The organism is Microbacterium sp. Yaish 1 (assembly GCF_002245215.1).
GTDB lineage: Bacteria > Actinomycetota > Actinomycetes > Actinomycetales > Microbacteriaceae > Microbacterium.
Genome location: NZ_NPMR01000001.1, coordinates 1,259,789 through 1,274,552 on the forward strand (window position 1 = coordinate 1,259,789; position 14,764 = coordinate 1,274,552).

At 72.0% G+C, this 14,764-nt stretch carries 17 protein-coding genes; 6 read left to right on the forward strand and 11 right to left on the reverse strand.

The window, feature by feature from the left end:
* Window positions 1–26: 26 nt before the first annotated feature.
* The 7 genes from CI089_RS05940 to CI089_RS05970 are packed head-to-tail and all read right to left on the reverse strand — an operon-like array spanning window position 27 to window position 6,325.
* The gene (locus tag CI089_RS05940; RefSeq protein ID WP_094261263.1) at window positions 27–725 is read right to left on the reverse strand and encodes a DNA-3-methyladenine glycosylase; all 699 of its coding nucleotides are present in this window, start codon (window positions 723–725) and stop codon (window positions 27–29) included.
* Window positions 722–2,152 carry a hypothetical protein gene (locus CI089_RS05945; protein WP_094260666.1) on the reverse strand — a complete coding sequence of 477 codons (1,431 nt, stop codon included), beginning with the start codon at window positions 2,150–2,152 and terminating at the stop codon, window positions 722–724. The genes CI089_RS05940 and CI089_RS05945 overlap by 4 nt, the downstream gene beginning before the upstream one ends.
* Window positions 2,142–3,176 (reverse strand): TIGR03943 family putative permease subunit, encoded by a 1,035-nt coding sequence (locus CI089_RS05950; RefSeq protein WP_094260667.1) that lies wholly within the window; start codon window positions 3,174–3,176, stop codon window positions 2,142–2,144. The genes CI089_RS05945 and CI089_RS05950 overlap by 11 nt, the downstream gene beginning before the upstream one ends.
* The gene (locus tag CI089_RS05955; protein WP_036304751.1) at window positions 3,169–4,188 is read right to left on the reverse strand and encodes a permease; all 1,020 of its coding nucleotides are present in this window, start codon (window positions 4,186–4,188) and stop codon (window positions 3,169–3,171) included. Before CI089_RS05955 ends, CI089_RS05950 begins: the two co-directional genes overlap by 8 nt.
* Window positions 4,166–4,582, reverse strand: coding sequence for a Fur family transcriptional regulator (locus CI089_RS05960; protein WP_023953689.1), 417 nt, complete (start codon window positions 4,580–4,582; stop codon window positions 4,166–4,168). The genes CI089_RS05955 and CI089_RS05960 overlap by 23 nt, the downstream gene beginning before the upstream one ends.
* Before the next feature lie 10 nt (window positions 4,583–4,592).
* Window positions 4,593–5,474, reverse strand: coding sequence for a metal ABC transporter permease (locus CI089_RS05965; protein ID WP_094260668.1), 882 nt, complete (start codon window positions 5,472–5,474; stop codon window positions 4,593–4,595).
* The gene (locus CI089_RS05970) at window positions 5,471–6,325 is read right to left on the reverse strand and encodes a metal ABC transporter ATP-binding protein (RefSeq protein ID WP_052007849.1); all 855 of its coding nucleotides are present in this window, start codon (window positions 6,323–6,325) and stop codon (window positions 5,471–5,473) included. Before CI089_RS05970 ends, CI089_RS05965 begins: the two co-directional genes overlap by 4 nt.
* 72 nt (window positions 6,326–6,397) lie before the next feature.
* Between CI089_RS05970 and CI089_RS05975 the strand changes: the two genes are divergently transcribed.
* Both CI089_RS05975 and CI089_RS05980 read left to right on the forward strand, forming a co-directional pair.
* Entirely contained in the window at window positions 6,398–7,243 is an 846-nt protein-coding gene (locus CI089_RS05975; protein ID WP_218823018.1) for a flagellin N-terminal helical domain-containing protein, read from the forward strand.
* Window positions 7,244–7,340: 97 nt separating this feature from the next.
* The gene (locus CI089_RS05980) at window positions 7,341–8,417 is read left to right on the forward strand and encodes a sugar-transfer associated ATP-grasp domain-containing protein (protein WP_094260670.1); all 1,077 of its coding nucleotides are present in this window, start codon (window positions 7,341–7,343) and stop codon (window positions 8,415–8,417) included.
* A 13-nt stretch (window positions 8,418–8,430) separates the two neighbouring features.
* Here the strand turns inward: CI089_RS05980 and CI089_RS05985 are convergent, their stop codons facing one another.
* The 4 genes from CI089_RS05985 to flgN are packed head-to-tail and all read right to left on the reverse strand — an operon-like array spanning window position 8,431 to window position 11,585.
* The gene (locus tag CI089_RS05985; protein ID WP_094260671.1) at window positions 8,431–8,799 is read right to left on the reverse strand and encodes a flagellar assembly protein FliW; all 369 of its coding nucleotides are present in this window, start codon (window positions 8,797–8,799) and stop codon (window positions 8,431–8,433) included.
* Window positions 8,796–9,677: a flagellin N-terminal helical domain-containing protein gene (locus CI089_RS05990; protein ID WP_094260672.1), complete on the reverse strand. Its 882-nt coding sequence runs from the start codon at window positions 9,675–9,677 to the stop codon at window positions 8,796–8,798. The genes CI089_RS05985 and CI089_RS05990 overlap by 4 nt, the downstream gene beginning before the upstream one ends.
* A 13-nt stretch (window positions 9,678–9,690) precedes the next feature.
* On the reverse strand, window positions 9,691–11,094 hold the full coding sequence (gene flgK / locus CI089_RS05995; protein WP_094260673.1) for a flagellar hook-associated protein FlgK: 1,404 nt from the start codon (window positions 11,092–11,094) through the stop codon (window positions 9,691–9,693).
* An 8-nt stretch (window positions 11,095–11,102) separates the two neighbouring features.
* Window positions 11,103–11,585 carry a flagellar export chaperone FlgN gene (flgN, locus tag CI089_RS06000; protein WP_036304750.1) on the reverse strand — a complete coding sequence of 161 codons (483 nt, stop codon included), beginning with the start codon at window positions 11,583–11,585 and terminating at the stop codon, window positions 11,103–11,105.
* 240 nt (window positions 11,586–11,825) lie between these two features.
* Here flgN and CI089_RS06005 point away from each other — a divergent pair, with 240 nt between their 5' ends.
* The 4 genes from CI089_RS06005 (at window position 11,826) to CI089_RS06020 (ending at window position 14,730) form a co-directional block, all read left to right on the forward strand.
* Window positions 11,826–12,626, forward strand: coding sequence for a sigma-70 family RNA polymerase sigma factor (locus CI089_RS06005; protein ID WP_094261264.1), 801 nt, complete (start codon window positions 11,826–11,828; stop codon window positions 12,624–12,626).
* Between the two features lie 93 nt (window positions 12,627–12,719).
* Window positions 12,720–14,099 (forward strand): flagellar filament capping protein FliD, encoded by a 1,380-nt coding sequence (gene fliD, locus CI089_RS06010; RefSeq protein WP_094260674.1) that lies wholly within the window; start codon window positions 12,720–12,722, stop codon window positions 14,097–14,099.
* On the forward strand, window positions 14,096–14,473 hold the full coding sequence (gene fliS, locus CI089_RS06015; protein WP_094260675.1) for a flagellar export chaperone FliS: 378 nt from the start codon (window positions 14,096–14,098) through the stop codon (window positions 14,471–14,473). The genes fliD and fliS overlap by 4 nt, the downstream gene beginning before the upstream one ends.
* Window positions 14,470–14,730 (forward strand): hypothetical protein, encoded by a 261-nt coding sequence (locus CI089_RS06020; RefSeq protein WP_094260676.1) that lies wholly within the window; start codon window positions 14,470–14,472, stop codon window positions 14,728–14,730. Before fliS ends, CI089_RS06020 begins: the two co-directional genes overlap by 4 nt.
* The last annotated feature ends 34 nt before the right edge of the window (window positions 14,731–14,764 follow it).

Genomic DNA, 14,764 nt, shown 5'->3' on the forward strand with positions numbered 1-14,764 from the left:
CCGCCGTCACGCGGCACGGTCAAGTGTCAGCGGCCGCGCAACGCTGCCTCGGCCGCACCGCGGCCCCACCGGAAAGGCGAGACCGTCGGGTCACCGGCGATCCAGAACCGCCACGGGAACGCCTCGGTCCCCGCGACTCCCGCAACCCCCACTCGCGGGCCGGTCAGGACGTCGGGTTCCGGGACGTCCCGGAGCAGCAGGCGAGCTACGGCCCCGGCCCGCTCGACCGGCACGACGGCATCGATGCCGTCGTGCGCCGGATGCCGGAGGCCGAGGGCCTCGCCGAGCCGTCCGGGCCCGCGGGCCAGATCGCGGTGGGTCCGCGCCGCGGCACGCCGCCCGTGCGCGACATCCGCGCCCTCGACGATCTCCGCCGCGCGCAGCAGCACACCGCCCGCGACTCCCGCCGGACCGCAGACGACGTTGACACAGGAATGGATGCCGTGACTGAGGTAGACGTAGAGGTGCCCGGGCTCGCCCCACATCGTGGCGTTGCGCGCGGTCTGGCCCATGCGCGCGTGCGACCCGGGGTCGGGCAGGTCGCCCGTGTCACGGCCGTGATACGCCTCGACCTCGGTCAGCCGAGCGACGACCCGCGCCCCGTCGACCACGACCTCGAGCAGGCCGCCCAGCAGCCGGGGCGCGACCTTCACCGGAAGGTGCACGAGCTCCTCACGCGTGGCCGGATGGAAACCGGGCGGCACGACGCCACCGCCGATGCTCATGGCCGCGGCGCACTCTGGCACCACGAGATGTCGAACCCCTTGAGCGCCGACACCTCCTCGCCGGTGCCGAGGTCGACGATGTGGGTCTGCACGCGTTCGGGCAGCGGCAGCGCATACGCGTCGTACGGGTTCGAGACCGCGTCGGGCGCGATGAGGAAGGCGGCGTACCGGCTGCTCGGCGACACGCACGTGTGCAGCAGCAGATCCGCCGGGGCGACCGTGAACACGTCACGCGTCGCACCGTCGGCGCCCACGACCGCTGCCGACGTCGACAGCACGGTGAACCCGTCGAGCCGCGAGAGCACGCGCAGTGTCTCGTCGGCGTTGCCGGGCAGCGCCGTGACCGACTGGGTCTCGCCGGCCGCGGCATCCGCGGCGCTCAACGGCCGCTCCTCCGCCGTCGCGAGATCGATCGCGACGAGGCCGGTGGCGCGCTGGACGATGGCTTCCGTCGACCCGCGGGCGATACCGTCGATCGTGATCGCGTTGCCGAGCGAGACGGGTTCGCCGCCGGCGGCGGAGACGAGCGTCAGGGCACCGTCGAAGCCGAGCAGGAGCACGGCATCCGTCCCCGGCACGAACCGCCAGTCGTCGACACGCGCGTCTCCGCCGGCGAACTGCAGCTGCGCCGGCTCGTCATCGGCGCTGGCATCGGTGAGCGACGCCGTGAACAACGCGCTCTCGAGACCACCCGCCGAACCGATTCCCGCGTCGGTATACGTGTAGCCGATCAGATCGCCGCGATCGGCGGTCTGCAGGTTGGTGACGAAGCCACGTCCGGGCAGGGCGAGCTCGCGCGCACCCTGACCGTCGCGGTCGGTGACGATGAGCGTCGACACGCCCTCGTCGTCGGCGGTGACGATGGCGAGATGGGTCGATGTCGCCCGGAAGTCCTCGATGTGCGGATCCGCGAACACGGGTTCCGCGTCCTCGCCGTCGAGCCCCGTGCGGAAGATGGTGTCCTCGGCGCCGCCGCGCTGCAGGATGTAGGTCTCCAGCGCCGGCGTCGAGAACGACTCCTCGATCGTGGCCGCCGGCCCCCCGCCCAGGCCCTGGACGCCGTCGATCCGCACGGTGTAGTCCGTCGCGTCACGCAGCGGCAGAGTGAACCGGATGCCGATCTGCCGCCCCGACGTATCGACGGTGAAGTCCGCGGCCGGCTCGATGTGCACCTGCGCGGGATCGATCTCCTCGAGCGACTGCGTCGTCGTCACGATCAGCCGCGATCCCGCCGATTCGATCCCGGCCCGCGGGTCGACGCTCGTCGACGTCGCACGCGGCCCCTGCACCGTCGTCAGCACGGCGCTGGTGCCGCCGACGAGGGCGAGAGCACCCACGACCGCGACCATCGCGACGACGAACCGTCGCGATCGACGCTCGCGCGTCTGCCCGCGCCGCGAGGTCCGGGCCGTCCCGTCAGTACTCATAGGGGTCCTCGGGCTCGTCGACGGTCTGCACCCCGGTCGCCTCGACGACGAGGGTGCCGTCGCGATCACGGATGACGCCGGTGACGGTCACCCACTCCCCCGTCGCGGGGATGTCGGAGGACTCCCCGATCGGGATGCTCGCGGGCTGAGCGTCGATGACGCAGTGGGTGATGACGAGCCGGGTCAGCCCGAAGCCCCCCGAGCTCGACGGCGTCACGAAACCGGTCAGGCTGATCTCGTCGCCCTCGAAGGCCTCCGGATTGGTCGCCGTCGCGAAGACGCTCGCCCACTCGCCGACACCGAACGACGACGTGTCACCCGTCGTCGCGAGGGCGACCGTGTCGGCGCCCTGGAACAGCGGCGGCGTGCCGGTGTCACGCGACATCGCGAGCTCGGCCGACAGGGTCGCGGGCGGCGTCACGAGAGCCACCGCGACGATACCCGTCGCAAGCAGCCCGCCGGTCCCCGCCGCCGCGGAGCCCAGCACGAGACGCCAATCGGGGCGCGGACGCACCGGCGCGACGGCGGCACCGGGCGCGGCGGTGTCGCCGGAGAGGGCGGTGGTGTCGCCGGAGAGGGCCGCGGCACGGGCGGCGCGACGGGAGGTCGGCGCTGCGGTCGACACCGCGGTCGGCAGCGCGTCCGGGGGCGCGGCCGGAGCCGCGTGAGGCCGATCGTGGTCGGCGTTCTCATGCTCGTGCGCGGCGGCAGCGTGAGCATGAGCGTGCTCGTGCTCGTGCTCGTGCTCGTGCTCGTGCTCGTGCTCGTGACTGTGCGCGCGGCCGTGACCGTGCAGCTCGCCGTGGTCGTGTCCGTGATCGGCCTCGGCGCCGAGCGGCAGCGCGAAGCTGATGACGGTCCCGACGAGCCCGAGCACCGACATCCCGACGGCGAACCAGGCCGACTCCGGGTTGATGTAGAGCCCGATCCGGCCCGTGACGGCGAGGGTGACGGTGATGGCGGCGAGGGCGGCGGCGAGCCCGACTCCGAACAGGCGGGTCAGGAGGGCCGATGACTTAGGCAAAGAGATTCACCATCCCTCCGACCGCGATCGCGAACAGCACGACGATCACGACGAGCCCGACGAGCACGCGGGAGCGGAACGTCGTGCGCATGAGCGCGAGCATCTTCACGTCGACGAGCGGGCCGACGAGCAGGAATGCCACGATCGACCCGGGGGTGAAGGTCGACGCGAACGACAGAGCGAAGAACGAGTCGACGTTGGAGCAGATCGACACGATCATCGCGAGCAGGATCATCGCGAGGATCGACAGGGCCGGGTTCGACCCGATCGCGAGCAGCGTGTCGCGCGGCACCAGCACCTGCACGGCGCCGGCGATCGCCGAACCGAGGACGAGGGCGGGCATGACGGCTCGGAGCTCGACGACGAACTGCGCGAGGCTCCGGCGCCCCTTGCCGCCCGGGTCCTCGGCGGCGAGCTCGCACGCCGCCAGGAACCGATCGGTCAGCAGGCCGTCGGGATCGGGATGCCGCGAGTACAGCCAGCCGATGAGGTTCGCGACGGCGTATCCGCCGAGCAGCCGGGCGATGAGGATGCCGTCGTCGAACCCGAACGCCTGGTGGGTCGTGATGATGACGATGGGGTTCACGATCGGGGCCGCGATGAGGAAGGTCATCGTCTCGGGAACCGAGAACCCGCGGATCATGAGGCCCCGCGCGAACGGCAGGTTGCCGCACTCGCAGACCGGGATGAGCATCCCCAGCAGCGACAGCACGGCGCGGCGGGCCCAGGCGCGCCGCGGCATCCAGCGTTCGATCACTCCCGGCGGCACCCACACCTGCACGACGATCGACAGCACGACGCCGAGCAGCACGAAGGGCAACGACTCGATGAGAACGCTGAGCCCGAGCGTGACCCCGTCCTGAGCCCGCGTCGGCAGGGACGGCCCGGGGGTGAGCGCGGCTACCGCGACGAGAACAGCGACGACGGCCGCGCCGATCCCGAGCGCGACGGCCGAACGCGTCGCGGGAGAGGGCGCGAGCCGTGCGGTCTTAGGCCCCGCCACGCTTCTCATCGGCTCGGGCCGCGGAGCACGCGGCGCAGACGCCGAAGATGTCGACGATGTGCTCAGCCTGCGTGAAGCCGTTGGCGGCAGCGGTGCGGTGCGCCCACTCCTCGACATCCGACGCCTGGATCTCGACCGTGAGGCCGCACGATCGGCAGATCAGGTGGTGGTGATGGCCGTCGCTCGAGCAGGCGCGGTAGATGGCCTCACCGTCGGGGCTCTGCAGCTGGTCGGCCTCACCGGAGGCGGCCAGGGTCGCGAGGGCACGGTAGACCGTCGCCAACCCGATGCCGGTGTTGTCGTCGCGCAGCGACGCGTGGAGGTCCTGGGCCGAGACGAACCCGCGGGCATCGGACAGCGCCGTGCGCACGCGCTCGCGCTGCCAGGTGTTCCGCTGAGCCATGGCGGCGAGTCTACTCGGCGCGCCTCGGCATCGGCTGGGTGCGCAGGACCCGGCCTCGGCGGGCGCCGACGATGCGGCACACCAGGTAGATCGTGAACGAGATCGTGGTGATGTAGGGGCTCACCGGCAGCGTTCCGGCAACCGCCAGCAGGATGCCGCCGACGGCCGACACCACGCCGAACAGGGCCGCCAGCAGCGGCACCGCGAGCGGCCCGGTCGCGACCCGCACGGCCGCGGCGGCGGGTGTGACGAGCAGCGCCATCACGAGCAGCGCACCGATGATGTGGACGGCGACGGCGACGATGAGACCGAGCAGCAGCATGAACCCGAGCGACACCGCGACGGTGGGCACGCCGCGCGCCGCGGCGGACTGCGGGTCGAGCGAGTCGAAGCGCAGGGGGCGCCAGATCAGCAGGAGGGCGATGAGCACGAACGCTCCGATGGCGATGAGCCATCCGAGCTGGCCCGACTGCACCGACACGATCTGACCGGTCAGCAGGCTGAAGCGGTTGGCGCTGCGGCCGTCGTAGAGGGAGAGGAAGAGGATGCCGAGGCCGAGGCCGAACGGCATGAGCACCCCGATGATCGAGTTGCGGTCGCGCGCCCGAGAGCCGAGCCACCCGATGAGAGCCGCGGCGATCATCGACCCGACGATCGATCCCGTCACGACATCGACGCCGATCAGCAGCGCGGCGGCGGCTCCCGCGAAGGAGAGCTCGCTGATGCCGTGGACGGCGAAGGCCATGTCGCGCTGCAGCACGAAGACGCCGATGAGCCCGCCCACGAGCCCGAGGACGGCTCCCGCCCACACGGAGTTCTGCACGAGCGCGAGGATGTCGCCGTAGACGGGGAGCCCGCCGAACATCGCCTCCCAGACGTCGGCCCAGTTCATGCGTGGTCTCCGTGGTCGTGGTGGTGGTGCGAGGCGTCGGCGTCCGGGGCGCCGACGACGACCAGTCGGTCGCCCGCGCGCAGCACGAAGACCGGGGCGCCGTACAGGTCGGTGAGGACGGGCGAGGTCAGCACCTCCTTCGGGGTGCCGAGCGTGAAACGGCCGTTCGCGATGTAGAGGATGCGGTCGACCTTGCCGAGCACGGGGTTGATGTCGTGCGTCACCAGCAGCACCCCGGCGCCGGAGCGCCGATGCTGGTCGATGAGCCCGACGACGGCCTGCTGGTTCGCCAGATCGAGGCTCGTCAGCGGCTCGTCGCACAGCAGCAGCTGCGGATCGTCGGCGAGGGCCTGTCCCACGCGCAGGCGCTGCTGCTCGCCGCCCGACAGCACGCCGACCGGGCGGTCGGCGAACGCCGTCGCCCCCACACCGTCGAGCAGGCGGTCGACGCGCTCGCGGTCGCGCCTGCGCGGCAGCGGAAGACCGAAGCGGTGCCCGTCGACGCCGAGGGCGATGAGGTCGCGGGCGCGCAGCGCGGTGTCGCGCGGCAGCGGGCGCGCCTGCGGCAGGTAGCCGATCGACCGGTTGCCCTTGTGCTTGACGGGCCGGCCGAGCGCCGTGATCGATCCCTCACTCAACCGCTCGAGCCCGAGGATCGCGCGCAGCAGCGTCGTCTTGCCCGAACCGCTCGGGCCGAGCACCGCGATGAGCTCACCCGGCTCGACGGTGAGGTCGAGTCCGCTCCACAGCTCACGCCCGGAACGCCGCAGCGCGGCACCACGGATCTCGAGCAGGCTCACCGGGTCAGCGTACCCGCCTAACCGATGACGATGAGCGGTCGATAGAGGCATCCAGGAGTCCACGGACGGACTCCGGGAGCCCAGGACGGGCTCCCGCTCATCCCAATCACGGAGGAATGAACCATGGGAATGCAGATCGCCACCAACGTGGGCGCGCTCAACGCCTACCGCAACCTGTCCAGCACGCAGAACGATGTGTCGAAGTCGCTCGAGAAGCTCTCGAGCGGTCTGCGCATCAACCGCGCCGCGGACGACGCCGCCGGCCTCGCGATCTCGGAAGGCCTGAAGTCTCAGGTCAACGGGCTCAACGTGGCTTCGCGCAACGCTCAGGACGGCATCTCGGTCATCCAGACCGCGGAAGGCGCCCTGACGGAGGTCCACTCGATCCTCCAGCGCATGCGCGACCTGGCTGTCCAGGGCGGCAACGGCTCGAACAACGACAACTCGCGCGCCGCCATCACCAAGGAGGCCGGTGAGCTCAGCCTCGAGCTGCGCCGTATCGCCGAGTCGACCAACTTCAACGGCATCGACCTGCTCAAGGGCGGGGAGCTGACGTTCCAGGTCGGCGCGGGCGGCACCGACAACGACGCGATCACGATCGACCTGGCCGATGTCGCGACCGCCGTCGGCACGCTCGCCTCCGCAGACGGCACCGCCGTCGGCGCCGGCTTCGTGATCACCGACAACGCGGCCGCACGCGGCACGGTCGACACGATCGACGCCGCGATCAACGCGATCTCGACCGCCCGGTCGAGCCTCGGTGCGTCGCAGAACCGCTTCGAGTCGGCCATCAACAGCCTGAACGTGTCGGCGGAGAACCTGTCGGCGGCCAACAGCCGCATCCGCGACACCGACATGGCGGCCGAGATGGTCAAGTACACCGCGGCGAACATCCTGTCGCAGGCGGGCACCGCCATGCTCGCGCAGGCGAACCAGGCCAACCAGGGCGTGCTCCAGCTGCTCCGGTAAGCCTCGCGACGGTGGGTCCTGCGCCGCCCGACGCAGGGCCCATCGCCGTCGCGGGCGCACCGCGGGAACGCGCCTGAGAGAACTGACGAGGAACCCGATGACATCCCCCCGAACCCTGACGCCCGGACTCCCCTTCCTGTGGGAGCGGGCGCGACGCGTGAACCCGAGCAGCCTCGTCGCCCGCGCGCGACGTGCGGGCCGGCGGCACGGTCGCAGCACGCTCGGCGTCGTCGTCGACATGCTCTGGCAGGCCGGCGTGCGAGGCGTCGGGTTCCAGGACTACATCGACTACGACTTCGCGATGCTCACCCGCGCCGAGCGCGCGACCTACATGACCAGCCCCGTCTCGCACCGCCTCGCGGTGCGGTTCGACGATCCGGCGTACCGGCACCTCTTCCACGACAAGATCGCCTTCAACGGCACGTTCGCCCCGCACCTGCAGCGCGAGTGGATGGTCGTGACCGACGACAACGCCGACGACGTGCGCGCCTTCGCGCTGCGCCACGGCACGATCGTCACGAAGGAGCCGATGGGACGCGCGGGACTCGGCGTGCACCGCTACCTCGCCCGCGACGTCACCGACTGGTCGCGGTTCCACCGCGGACTGCTCGACCGCGGCGAGACGCTCATCGAAGAGGTCATCCGCCAGCACGACGAGCTCGCCGCCCTCTGCGCCGGCACCGTCAACACGACGCGCGTGACGACGTACTTCGACGGCGAGCGGACGCACGTGCTCGCGATGGCCCAGAAGTTCGGCCGGGGAGCCGTCAGCGACCAGAACGCCTTCGGCGGCTTCTACGCGATGCTCGACGAGACCGGTCGAGCGACGGGCGACGGCTACGACTCGAACGACCGCGTGTACCCGACGCATCCCGACAGCGGCATCCGCATCGCCGACTTCCGCCTGCCGATGTTCGACGAGGTCCTCGAGTTCGTCGACCGGCTCGCGCGCGTCGTGCCGCAGGTGCGCTACGTCGGCTGGGACATCGCGGTCTCGCCGACCGGACCGGTGCTCGTCGAGGGCAACTGGGCGGCGGGCGTCTACGAGAACAAGCCGAGCGCGACCGGGATCCGCACGGGCCACAAGCCGCGCTACCTCGCGGCGATCGACGCGGATGCCGCCGGGTCGGCGTCGCCGCTCCCGCACGCCGCCCCGGCGCGCGCGGTGGCCTGAAGCCGGCCCGGGCTCAGCTCAGCAGAGCACGGACGGGCAGGTCCTGCCCCTCGAGGATGACCTGGGCCGCGACACCGGTGCGCCGGTTGATCACGACGGGCGCCAGGAGATTCACGCCGATGCCCTCGTCGGTCATCCGCGCCACCACGAGCACACGGGCATCCGCCGCCTCGGTCAGTCCCAGGTCGGCGACGTGCGCGTCGGAGAGCGTCGGCGCGTAGTCATCGACGACGGCACCCGGGTCGACGGCGAACAGCCGGACCCCGGGATCGTCGGCCGCCGTCAGCGTATAGAGGCCTCCGCCGCCCGCCACCTCGTCGAGGGTGAACGCCGTGTGCGGAGACAGGCCGGGCGGCGGGGCCACGAACGCGAGCGCACTCATCGGAGGAAGTCCATCAGCGTCGGCTGCATCACCCGGGCGGTGACGGCCAGGGCGGACTGGTAGACGAGCTCCTGCGACTTCAGAGCGACGAGCACCTCGACCGTGTCGATGTCCTCGACCGCCGCGCGCTGCGCCTCGAGGGACACCGTCGCGTCGGCCGCCGCGTCTTTGGCTCGCATGATCTGATTCTGCCTCGCCCCCACCGTGCCCTGCACCCCCAGCATCGCGTTCATGCGGTCGTCGATCTGGTCGATGCGCCCGCGGACGTCCGCTCCGCCCCGCAGATCGGCGACGATCGATCCGATGAGGGCGAAGACCGAGTCCTCGCCCGAGCCGAACACCTCCGCGCCGCTCGCGTCGACGCGCACCGTCTCGCCATCGGCGACGCGTCGGCGCACCTCGCTGCCCGGCACCCCCGCGAACGTGAAGTCGGCGGCGAAGGCGCTGCCCTCCGTAGTGCCGGCGAAGACCGAGCGCCCGAGCAGCGTCGTGTTCGCCTGGGCGAAGAGCTCATCGGCGATGGTCTCGAGCTCGAGCGCGATCGCCTCGCGCGCGTTGGCGTCGAGCGCCCCCGAGTTCGCGCCGCGCAGGGTGAGGTCGCGCGCACGCCCGAGCAGTGACGTCGAGGCCGAGATGGCGTTGTCGACGGTCGTCACCCAGGTGAGGCCGTCGCCGATGTTGCGCGCGTACTGGGCGTTGCGGTGCTGGGCCGCGTGGAGGTCGAGCGCGGCCGACGCGGCGGCCGGGTCGTCGGACGGAGCGGCGAACGCCCGCTGCGAGGTCGCCTGGTTCTGCAGGCGAGAGAGGTCGTTCAGGCCCGACTGCAGGTTCCGCAGGGCGGACTGCGCGAGCGTCTGCGATGTGACTCGGCTGATCATGGCGCTCCGGGTGTCAGCGGCCGACGAGGCCGGTGCGGTTGATGAGGATGTCGAGGGCCTCGTCGACGGCGGTGAGCACGCGCGCCGCCGCCTGGTAGGCGGTCTGATAGGTCAGCAGGCTCATGGTCTCCTCATCGTTGTCGACGCCCGCGACCGACTGCTGCGCGGCCGCCGCGGCGACCGCCGTCGTCTCGGCGCGCGCGGCGCGTCCCGATTCGGCGGCGGTGGCGACCGCGAGACGCGAGACGACATCGCTCCACAGCGCGTCGGGTCCGTCGGTCCGCTTCCCGATGCCCGACAGCGCGTCGGCATTGCCGCCGTCGAGAGCGCCGGAGCCGGGAGCGGCGATCGCCAGGTCGTCGCGGCCGCGGGGCACGACGCTCAGTCCGAGCGCGGCGGGCGTGTCGGCCGCGAGGGCGAAGAAGTCTCCTCCCGCGGCGCCCGACGCCGTCGCCCCGAGCCGGTGCTGCGCGTTCACCGTCGTGGCGAGGGATGCCGCGAGGTCGTTGTACGACGCCGCGAGCCCCGCCAGCACTCCGCCGGAGTCGGCGGGCGCGAGCACCGACAGGGTGCCGGCCAGCTCGCCGCTGGAGACCCCGACGGGCGGAGCACCGGGCTCACGCCAGGCGAGCACGACCGGCTCGTCCGCGCCGATGGAGCGGGGACCGGTGACCTCGAGCTCACGGGCTCGCGTGCCCGAGACGAGGGCGTTCCCGTCGACCCGCAGGGTGAGGGTGCCGTCGGACTCGACCGTGCCGACGGCGCCGGAGAGTCGCGAGACGGTCTGCGCGAGCAGGTTGCGCCGGTCGATGAGCTCGTTGGCTGAGCCGCCCGCGACGCCGACCTCGCGGATCCCGGCGTTGAGCTCGGCGATCTCGGCGGCGGCGGCGTTGATCTGATCGACCGTCAGCTCGGCGGCGTCGCGCGCCGACGACCACTGCTCGGCGACCGAGCGGTACCCGTCGGCGATGCGCGCCACGAGGGTCTCGCCGCGCGTCACGACCGCGGCGGCCGCCGCGGTGGAGTCGGGAGCGTTCGACAGGTCCTGCCACGCGGTCCACAGCTGCGAGAGCTGGTCGGCCAGACCGTTCTTGCCCGGTTCGGCGAGCGAGGCCTCGGCGCGCACCGCGGCCTGCGCACGAGCGGACCAGTACCCGGATGCCGCCAGCGTGTCGCGAACGCGCGCGTCGAGCACGGCATCGCCCAGTCGCGCGATGCCGTCGACGGAGACGCCCTGGCCGGCGATCGGACCGAACCGGGTCGCACCCGCGGGCGGCGCGACCGCCGAGGTCTCGAGCCGCTGCCGCGTGTAGCCGGGGGTCAGCTGGTTGGCGACGTTCTGTCCCGCGAGGTCCATGCCGCGCCGCGCCGCGGCGAGCGCGCTCGCGGCCGTCCCCAACCCGCTGAATGTCGACATCTGCGTCCTCACATCTCCCGGTCGACGATGCGCGCGGTGTCCTCGCGGACCCGCCCACCGCCCGTGGTGTACTCGCCTGTGCCGGACTCGAGTCCGGCGAGCGTCTCGTCCACTGCGCGGCTGGCGGCGCGCAGGTGCGTCTCGTTCGCCTCTTTGAGCTGCGAGACCTCGGCCATGCGTTCGGTGAGCGCGGCGCGGTGCTCGGCGAAGACGTCGCGCCACGTGCCGGTCGGGGCCGAGTCGAGCAGCTCCGACAGCGTGGCGGCCTCGGGCACGCCCCACTCGCGGGCCACGGCGGCGACCTCGACGTCGCGGCCGAGACCCGACTCGCGCAGCTCCTCGAGGACGCGCTCGATCTCGCGCGACGCGAGATGGATCCAGCGCGTGTTCCCGGCCTCGAGCAGCAGGCGCTGCTCCTCGAGCTTGAAGATCAGCATCTCGAGCAGCTCGCGTTCGCGCCACAGCTGCATCGACAGTTCGTTAGCTCCCAAGGTGTCCCCCTTACCTGAGCAGCCCCCCATGGACCGCATCGAACGACTCGCTCTTCCGACGAACCGTTCTGAAGCGATCATCCTCGTCTATCGGCCGATGAGTCGATCCCGTTACATCTGCTCAGGATTCCGTATGAGATCTTTCTCATTTTGCTTATGATGGCCTCAGCCGGCGTGACGGCTTCCGCGAATTCGGGCCGCGGGAGCGGGTGCACGCCACGAAAGAGGCCCCCCTTGCACATCCTCGGTCACGCGGAACGCAATCGACTCATCGAAGAGAACCTGCCCCTCGTGGGCTATCTGGCGCGGGATCTGCACTCGCGGGCGACGCACGTGCCCCTCGAGGAGCTGGCGTCGGTCGGTGCCCTGGCACTCGTGACGGCGGCCGACGCGTTCGACCCCGCCCTCGGCGTCCCCTTCGGCGCGTACGCACGTCGGCGCATCCTCGGCGCGTTCGCCGACGAGATGCGCTCGATGGACTGGGCCTCGCGCGGCATCCGCAAGCGCATCAAGGAGACCACGGCCGTGCGCGACACCCTGACCGCTCGCCTCGGCCGCGTCGCCGGCGTCGACGAGATCGCGGCCACGATGGGCCTGCCCCGTGCCGCCGTCGTCGAAGCCCTCGACGACGCCGCGCGCACGGTCACGAGCATCGACGACGCGACGGCGCTCGAGGTGCCGAGCCCGATGGTCCTCCCCGACGAGGCCGCCGTGCTGCGCGAGCGCCGCGACGTCCTCGAGCGCGCCGTGGCGGCTCTGCCGGAGCGCATGAGGGCCATCGTCCAGGCCGTCTACGTCGACGAGCGGCCCGTCAAGGAGATCGCGGCCGAGTTGGGCGTCTCGCACTCCGCGGTCTCGCAGCAGCGCGCCGAGGCCATCCGGCTGCTCCGCGACGCCCTCGAGCGGTTCGCCGCCGAAGAGCAGGCCGAACCGATCTCGCGGGTCTCGGTCGAGACCCGCGAGGCGTACTTCGCCCGCATCACCGCGATGCTTCCCCGCAGCGGCCGCGGCGTGGCGCCGGCGGCATCCGTCGCACTCTGACGCAACGCGCCGGCTAACCATCCCGCCCCCACGGTCGATAGAGCGAACGGACGGCGCGTACGCGACCGCACCGACGAACGACAGGACGGGCACATGGCGATCTCGATCGACGGCCTCGCCTCGAAACTCGACACCAAGGCCATCATCGACGCGCTCATGAACGTCGAGCGCCTTCCGCGCACGATCCTCAGCGCGAAGTCCGACGACCGCAAAGCGGTCATCGCCCAGCTGCAGGCGCTCAACGCGTCGCTGCAGTCGCTGGCGACGAAGGCGAAGGATGCCGCCGGCCCGACGGCGCTCCTGCAGCGGACGGCGACCAGCTCGGACGACAGCGTGACGGTGACGGCATCCGCCGGCGCACCGGTCCTGCGGGCCGATGTCGTCGTGGACCGCGTCGCAACGGCCCACAGCGTCGTCACGGGGCCCTTCGGCTCCGCGTCGGACGACCCGCTCGTCTTCACGGTCCTCGGCACCGACGGCGAGCCGATCGAGGTCCGACCGACGTCGGGCGCCGCGGCCGACATCGCGCACGCGCTGAGCGCGACCGGGACCGGCATCACCGCGTCTGCGGTGTCGGCGGGCGTCGACGCCGACGGCCGAGCGCTCTGGCGCCTGCAGATCACCGCGACCGAGACGGGCGCGGAGAACGCGTTCCAGGTGTTCCGCGGCGACGCCGCATCCGTCGCGGCGGGCACGGCGACCGACCTCGCCACCGAGCCCGGGTCGGCGATCGTGACGACCGGCGCGGATGCGCGCGTGCGGCTGTGGGCGGGAACCGCCGCGGAGCAGGGCGTGACCTCGGCGAGCAACACCTTCACGTCGCTGTTCGCCGGCGTCGACGTCACGGTGACCCGTGCGTCGGCCACCCCGGTCTCGGTGACCGTGTCGGCGGACGCGGCGGGCAGCGCGGCCGCCGCGAAGGCTTTCGTCACGCAGATCGCCACGCTCCTGGCGGGTATCGCCCGCGGGTCCACCGCGACCGCCGCCACGACCCCCGGCCAGCAGACGACCCTGGGCGTGTTCACGGGTGACAGCACGGTGCGCGCACTCCACCAGGCGCTCACCGGCGCCGTGCAGCTGCCCCTCGACGGGATCGCCCCCTCGACCATGGGCCTGAGCGTCGACCGGTGGGGCGCGCTGACCTTCGACGAAGAGGTCTTCACGAAGGCCCTGGCCGACGACCCCGCCGGCGTGCAGCAGGTCTTCGCCGGTGTCGCCGCCCGCGTGCAGGACGTCGCGGAGCGCTACTCCGACAAGTACGAGGGGCTGCTCACCGCCCGCATCACGGGACAGGAGTCCGAGGTGAAGATGCTCGGCGAGCAGCTGACGCGCTGGGACCTCCGGCTCGAGCAGCGGCGTGCGACCCTCGAGCGTACGTACGCCGCCATGGAGACGATGCTCTCGCGGCTGCAGACCCAGTCGTCGTACCTCGAGTCGCAGCTGTCGGCCCTGTCGGGAGCGGCGAAGAAGTGAACGCCGCCCTCCGCGCCCAGCAGCGCTACCGCGAAGAGACGATCCTCTCGGCCAGCCCGTCGCGGCTGGTCACCCTCCTGTTCGACCGGCTGCTGCTCGACGTCGAACGCGGCGAGGCGGCGCAGCGATCGGGAGACTGGCAGACGGCCAACGACCAGCTGCAGCACGCGCAGCGGATCCTCGTCGAGCTCACCGGCTCACTCGACGACAGCTGGAGCGGGTCGGCGTCGCTCCGGGCCGTCTACGACTACATCACCCGAACGCTCATCGGGGCCAACATCGGGCGCGACGCCGAGCGCACCCGCGAGTGCCGCGACCTCATCGCGCCCCTGCGCGACGCGTGGCACGGCGCGGCAGAAGCGGCGCCCGCGTGACCTGGGCCGACCTGCTCGACGGGCTCGAAGCGGAGCTGACGGGCGACCCCGTCGGCGCCCTCCCCTGGGATCCGCCCGCCGGGCTCGGCCCGCTCCCCGCGCATCTCGAGGACCGGGCGCGGGCGGTCCTGCGCGCACAGGCTGACCGGTCGCGGCAGCTGCGCGCCGAGCTCGACACCGTCCGCGGGCACCTCGATGCCCTCGACCGCATCCCGCAGCAGCATCCCGACGCCGTCTATCTCGACGTCGACGGGTGACCGGTCGCGGCTAACGGCGTCGCTGCGGCGGCCG

What these genes read in the sequence shown, in the direction of transcription:
- CI089_RS05940 (WP_094261263.1), bottom strand. Translation starts at nt 725, where the DNA reads ATGAGCATCGGCGGTGGCGTCGTGCCGCCCGGTTTCCATCCGGCCACG.
- CI089_RS05945 (WP_094260666.1), bottom strand. Translation starts at nt 2,152, where the DNA reads ATGAGTACTGACGGGACGGCCCGGACCTCGCGGCGCGGGCAGACGCGC.
- CI089_RS05955 (WP_036304751.1), bottom strand. Translation starts at nt 4,188, where the DNA reads ATGAGAAGCGTGGCGGGGCCTAAGACCGCACGGCTCGCGCCCTCTCCC.
- CI089_RS05960 (WP_023953689.1), bottom strand. Translation starts at nt 4,582, where the DNA reads ATGGCTCAGCGGAACACCTGGCAGCGCGAGCGCGTGCGCACGGCGCTG.
- CI089_RS05965 (WP_094260668.1), bottom strand. Translation starts at nt 5,474, where the DNA reads ATGAACTGGGCCGACGTCTGGGAGGCGATGTTCGGCGGGCTCCCCGTC.
- CI089_RS05970 (WP_052007849.1), bottom strand. Translation starts at nt 6,325, where the DNA reads ATGCCTCTATCGACCGCTCATCGTCATCGGTTAGGCGGGTACGCTGAC.
- CI089_RS05975 (WP_218823018.1), top strand. Translation starts at nt 6,398, where the DNA reads ATGGGAATGCAGATCGCCACCAACGTGGGCGCGCTCAACGCCTACCGC.
- CI089_RS05980 (WP_094260670.1), top strand. Translation starts at nt 7,341, where the DNA reads ATGACATCCCCCCGAACCCTGACGCCCGGACTCCCCTTCCTGTGGGAG.
- CI089_RS05985 (WP_094260671.1), bottom strand. Translation starts at nt 8,799, where the DNA reads ATGAGTGCGCTCGCGTTCGTGGCCCCGCCGCCCGGCCTGTCTCCGCAC.
- CI089_RS05990 (WP_094260672.1), bottom strand. Translation starts at nt 9,677, where the DNA reads ATGATCAGCCGAGTCACATCGCAGACGCTCGCGCAGTCCGCCCTGCGG.
- flgK (WP_094260673.1), bottom strand. Translation starts at nt 11,094, where the DNA reads ATGTCGACATTCAGCGGGTTGGGGACGGCCGCGAGCGCGCTCGCCGCG.
- fliD (WP_094260674.1), top strand. Translation starts at nt 12,720, where the DNA reads ATGGCGATCTCGATCGACGGCCTCGCCTCGAAACTCGACACCAAGGCC.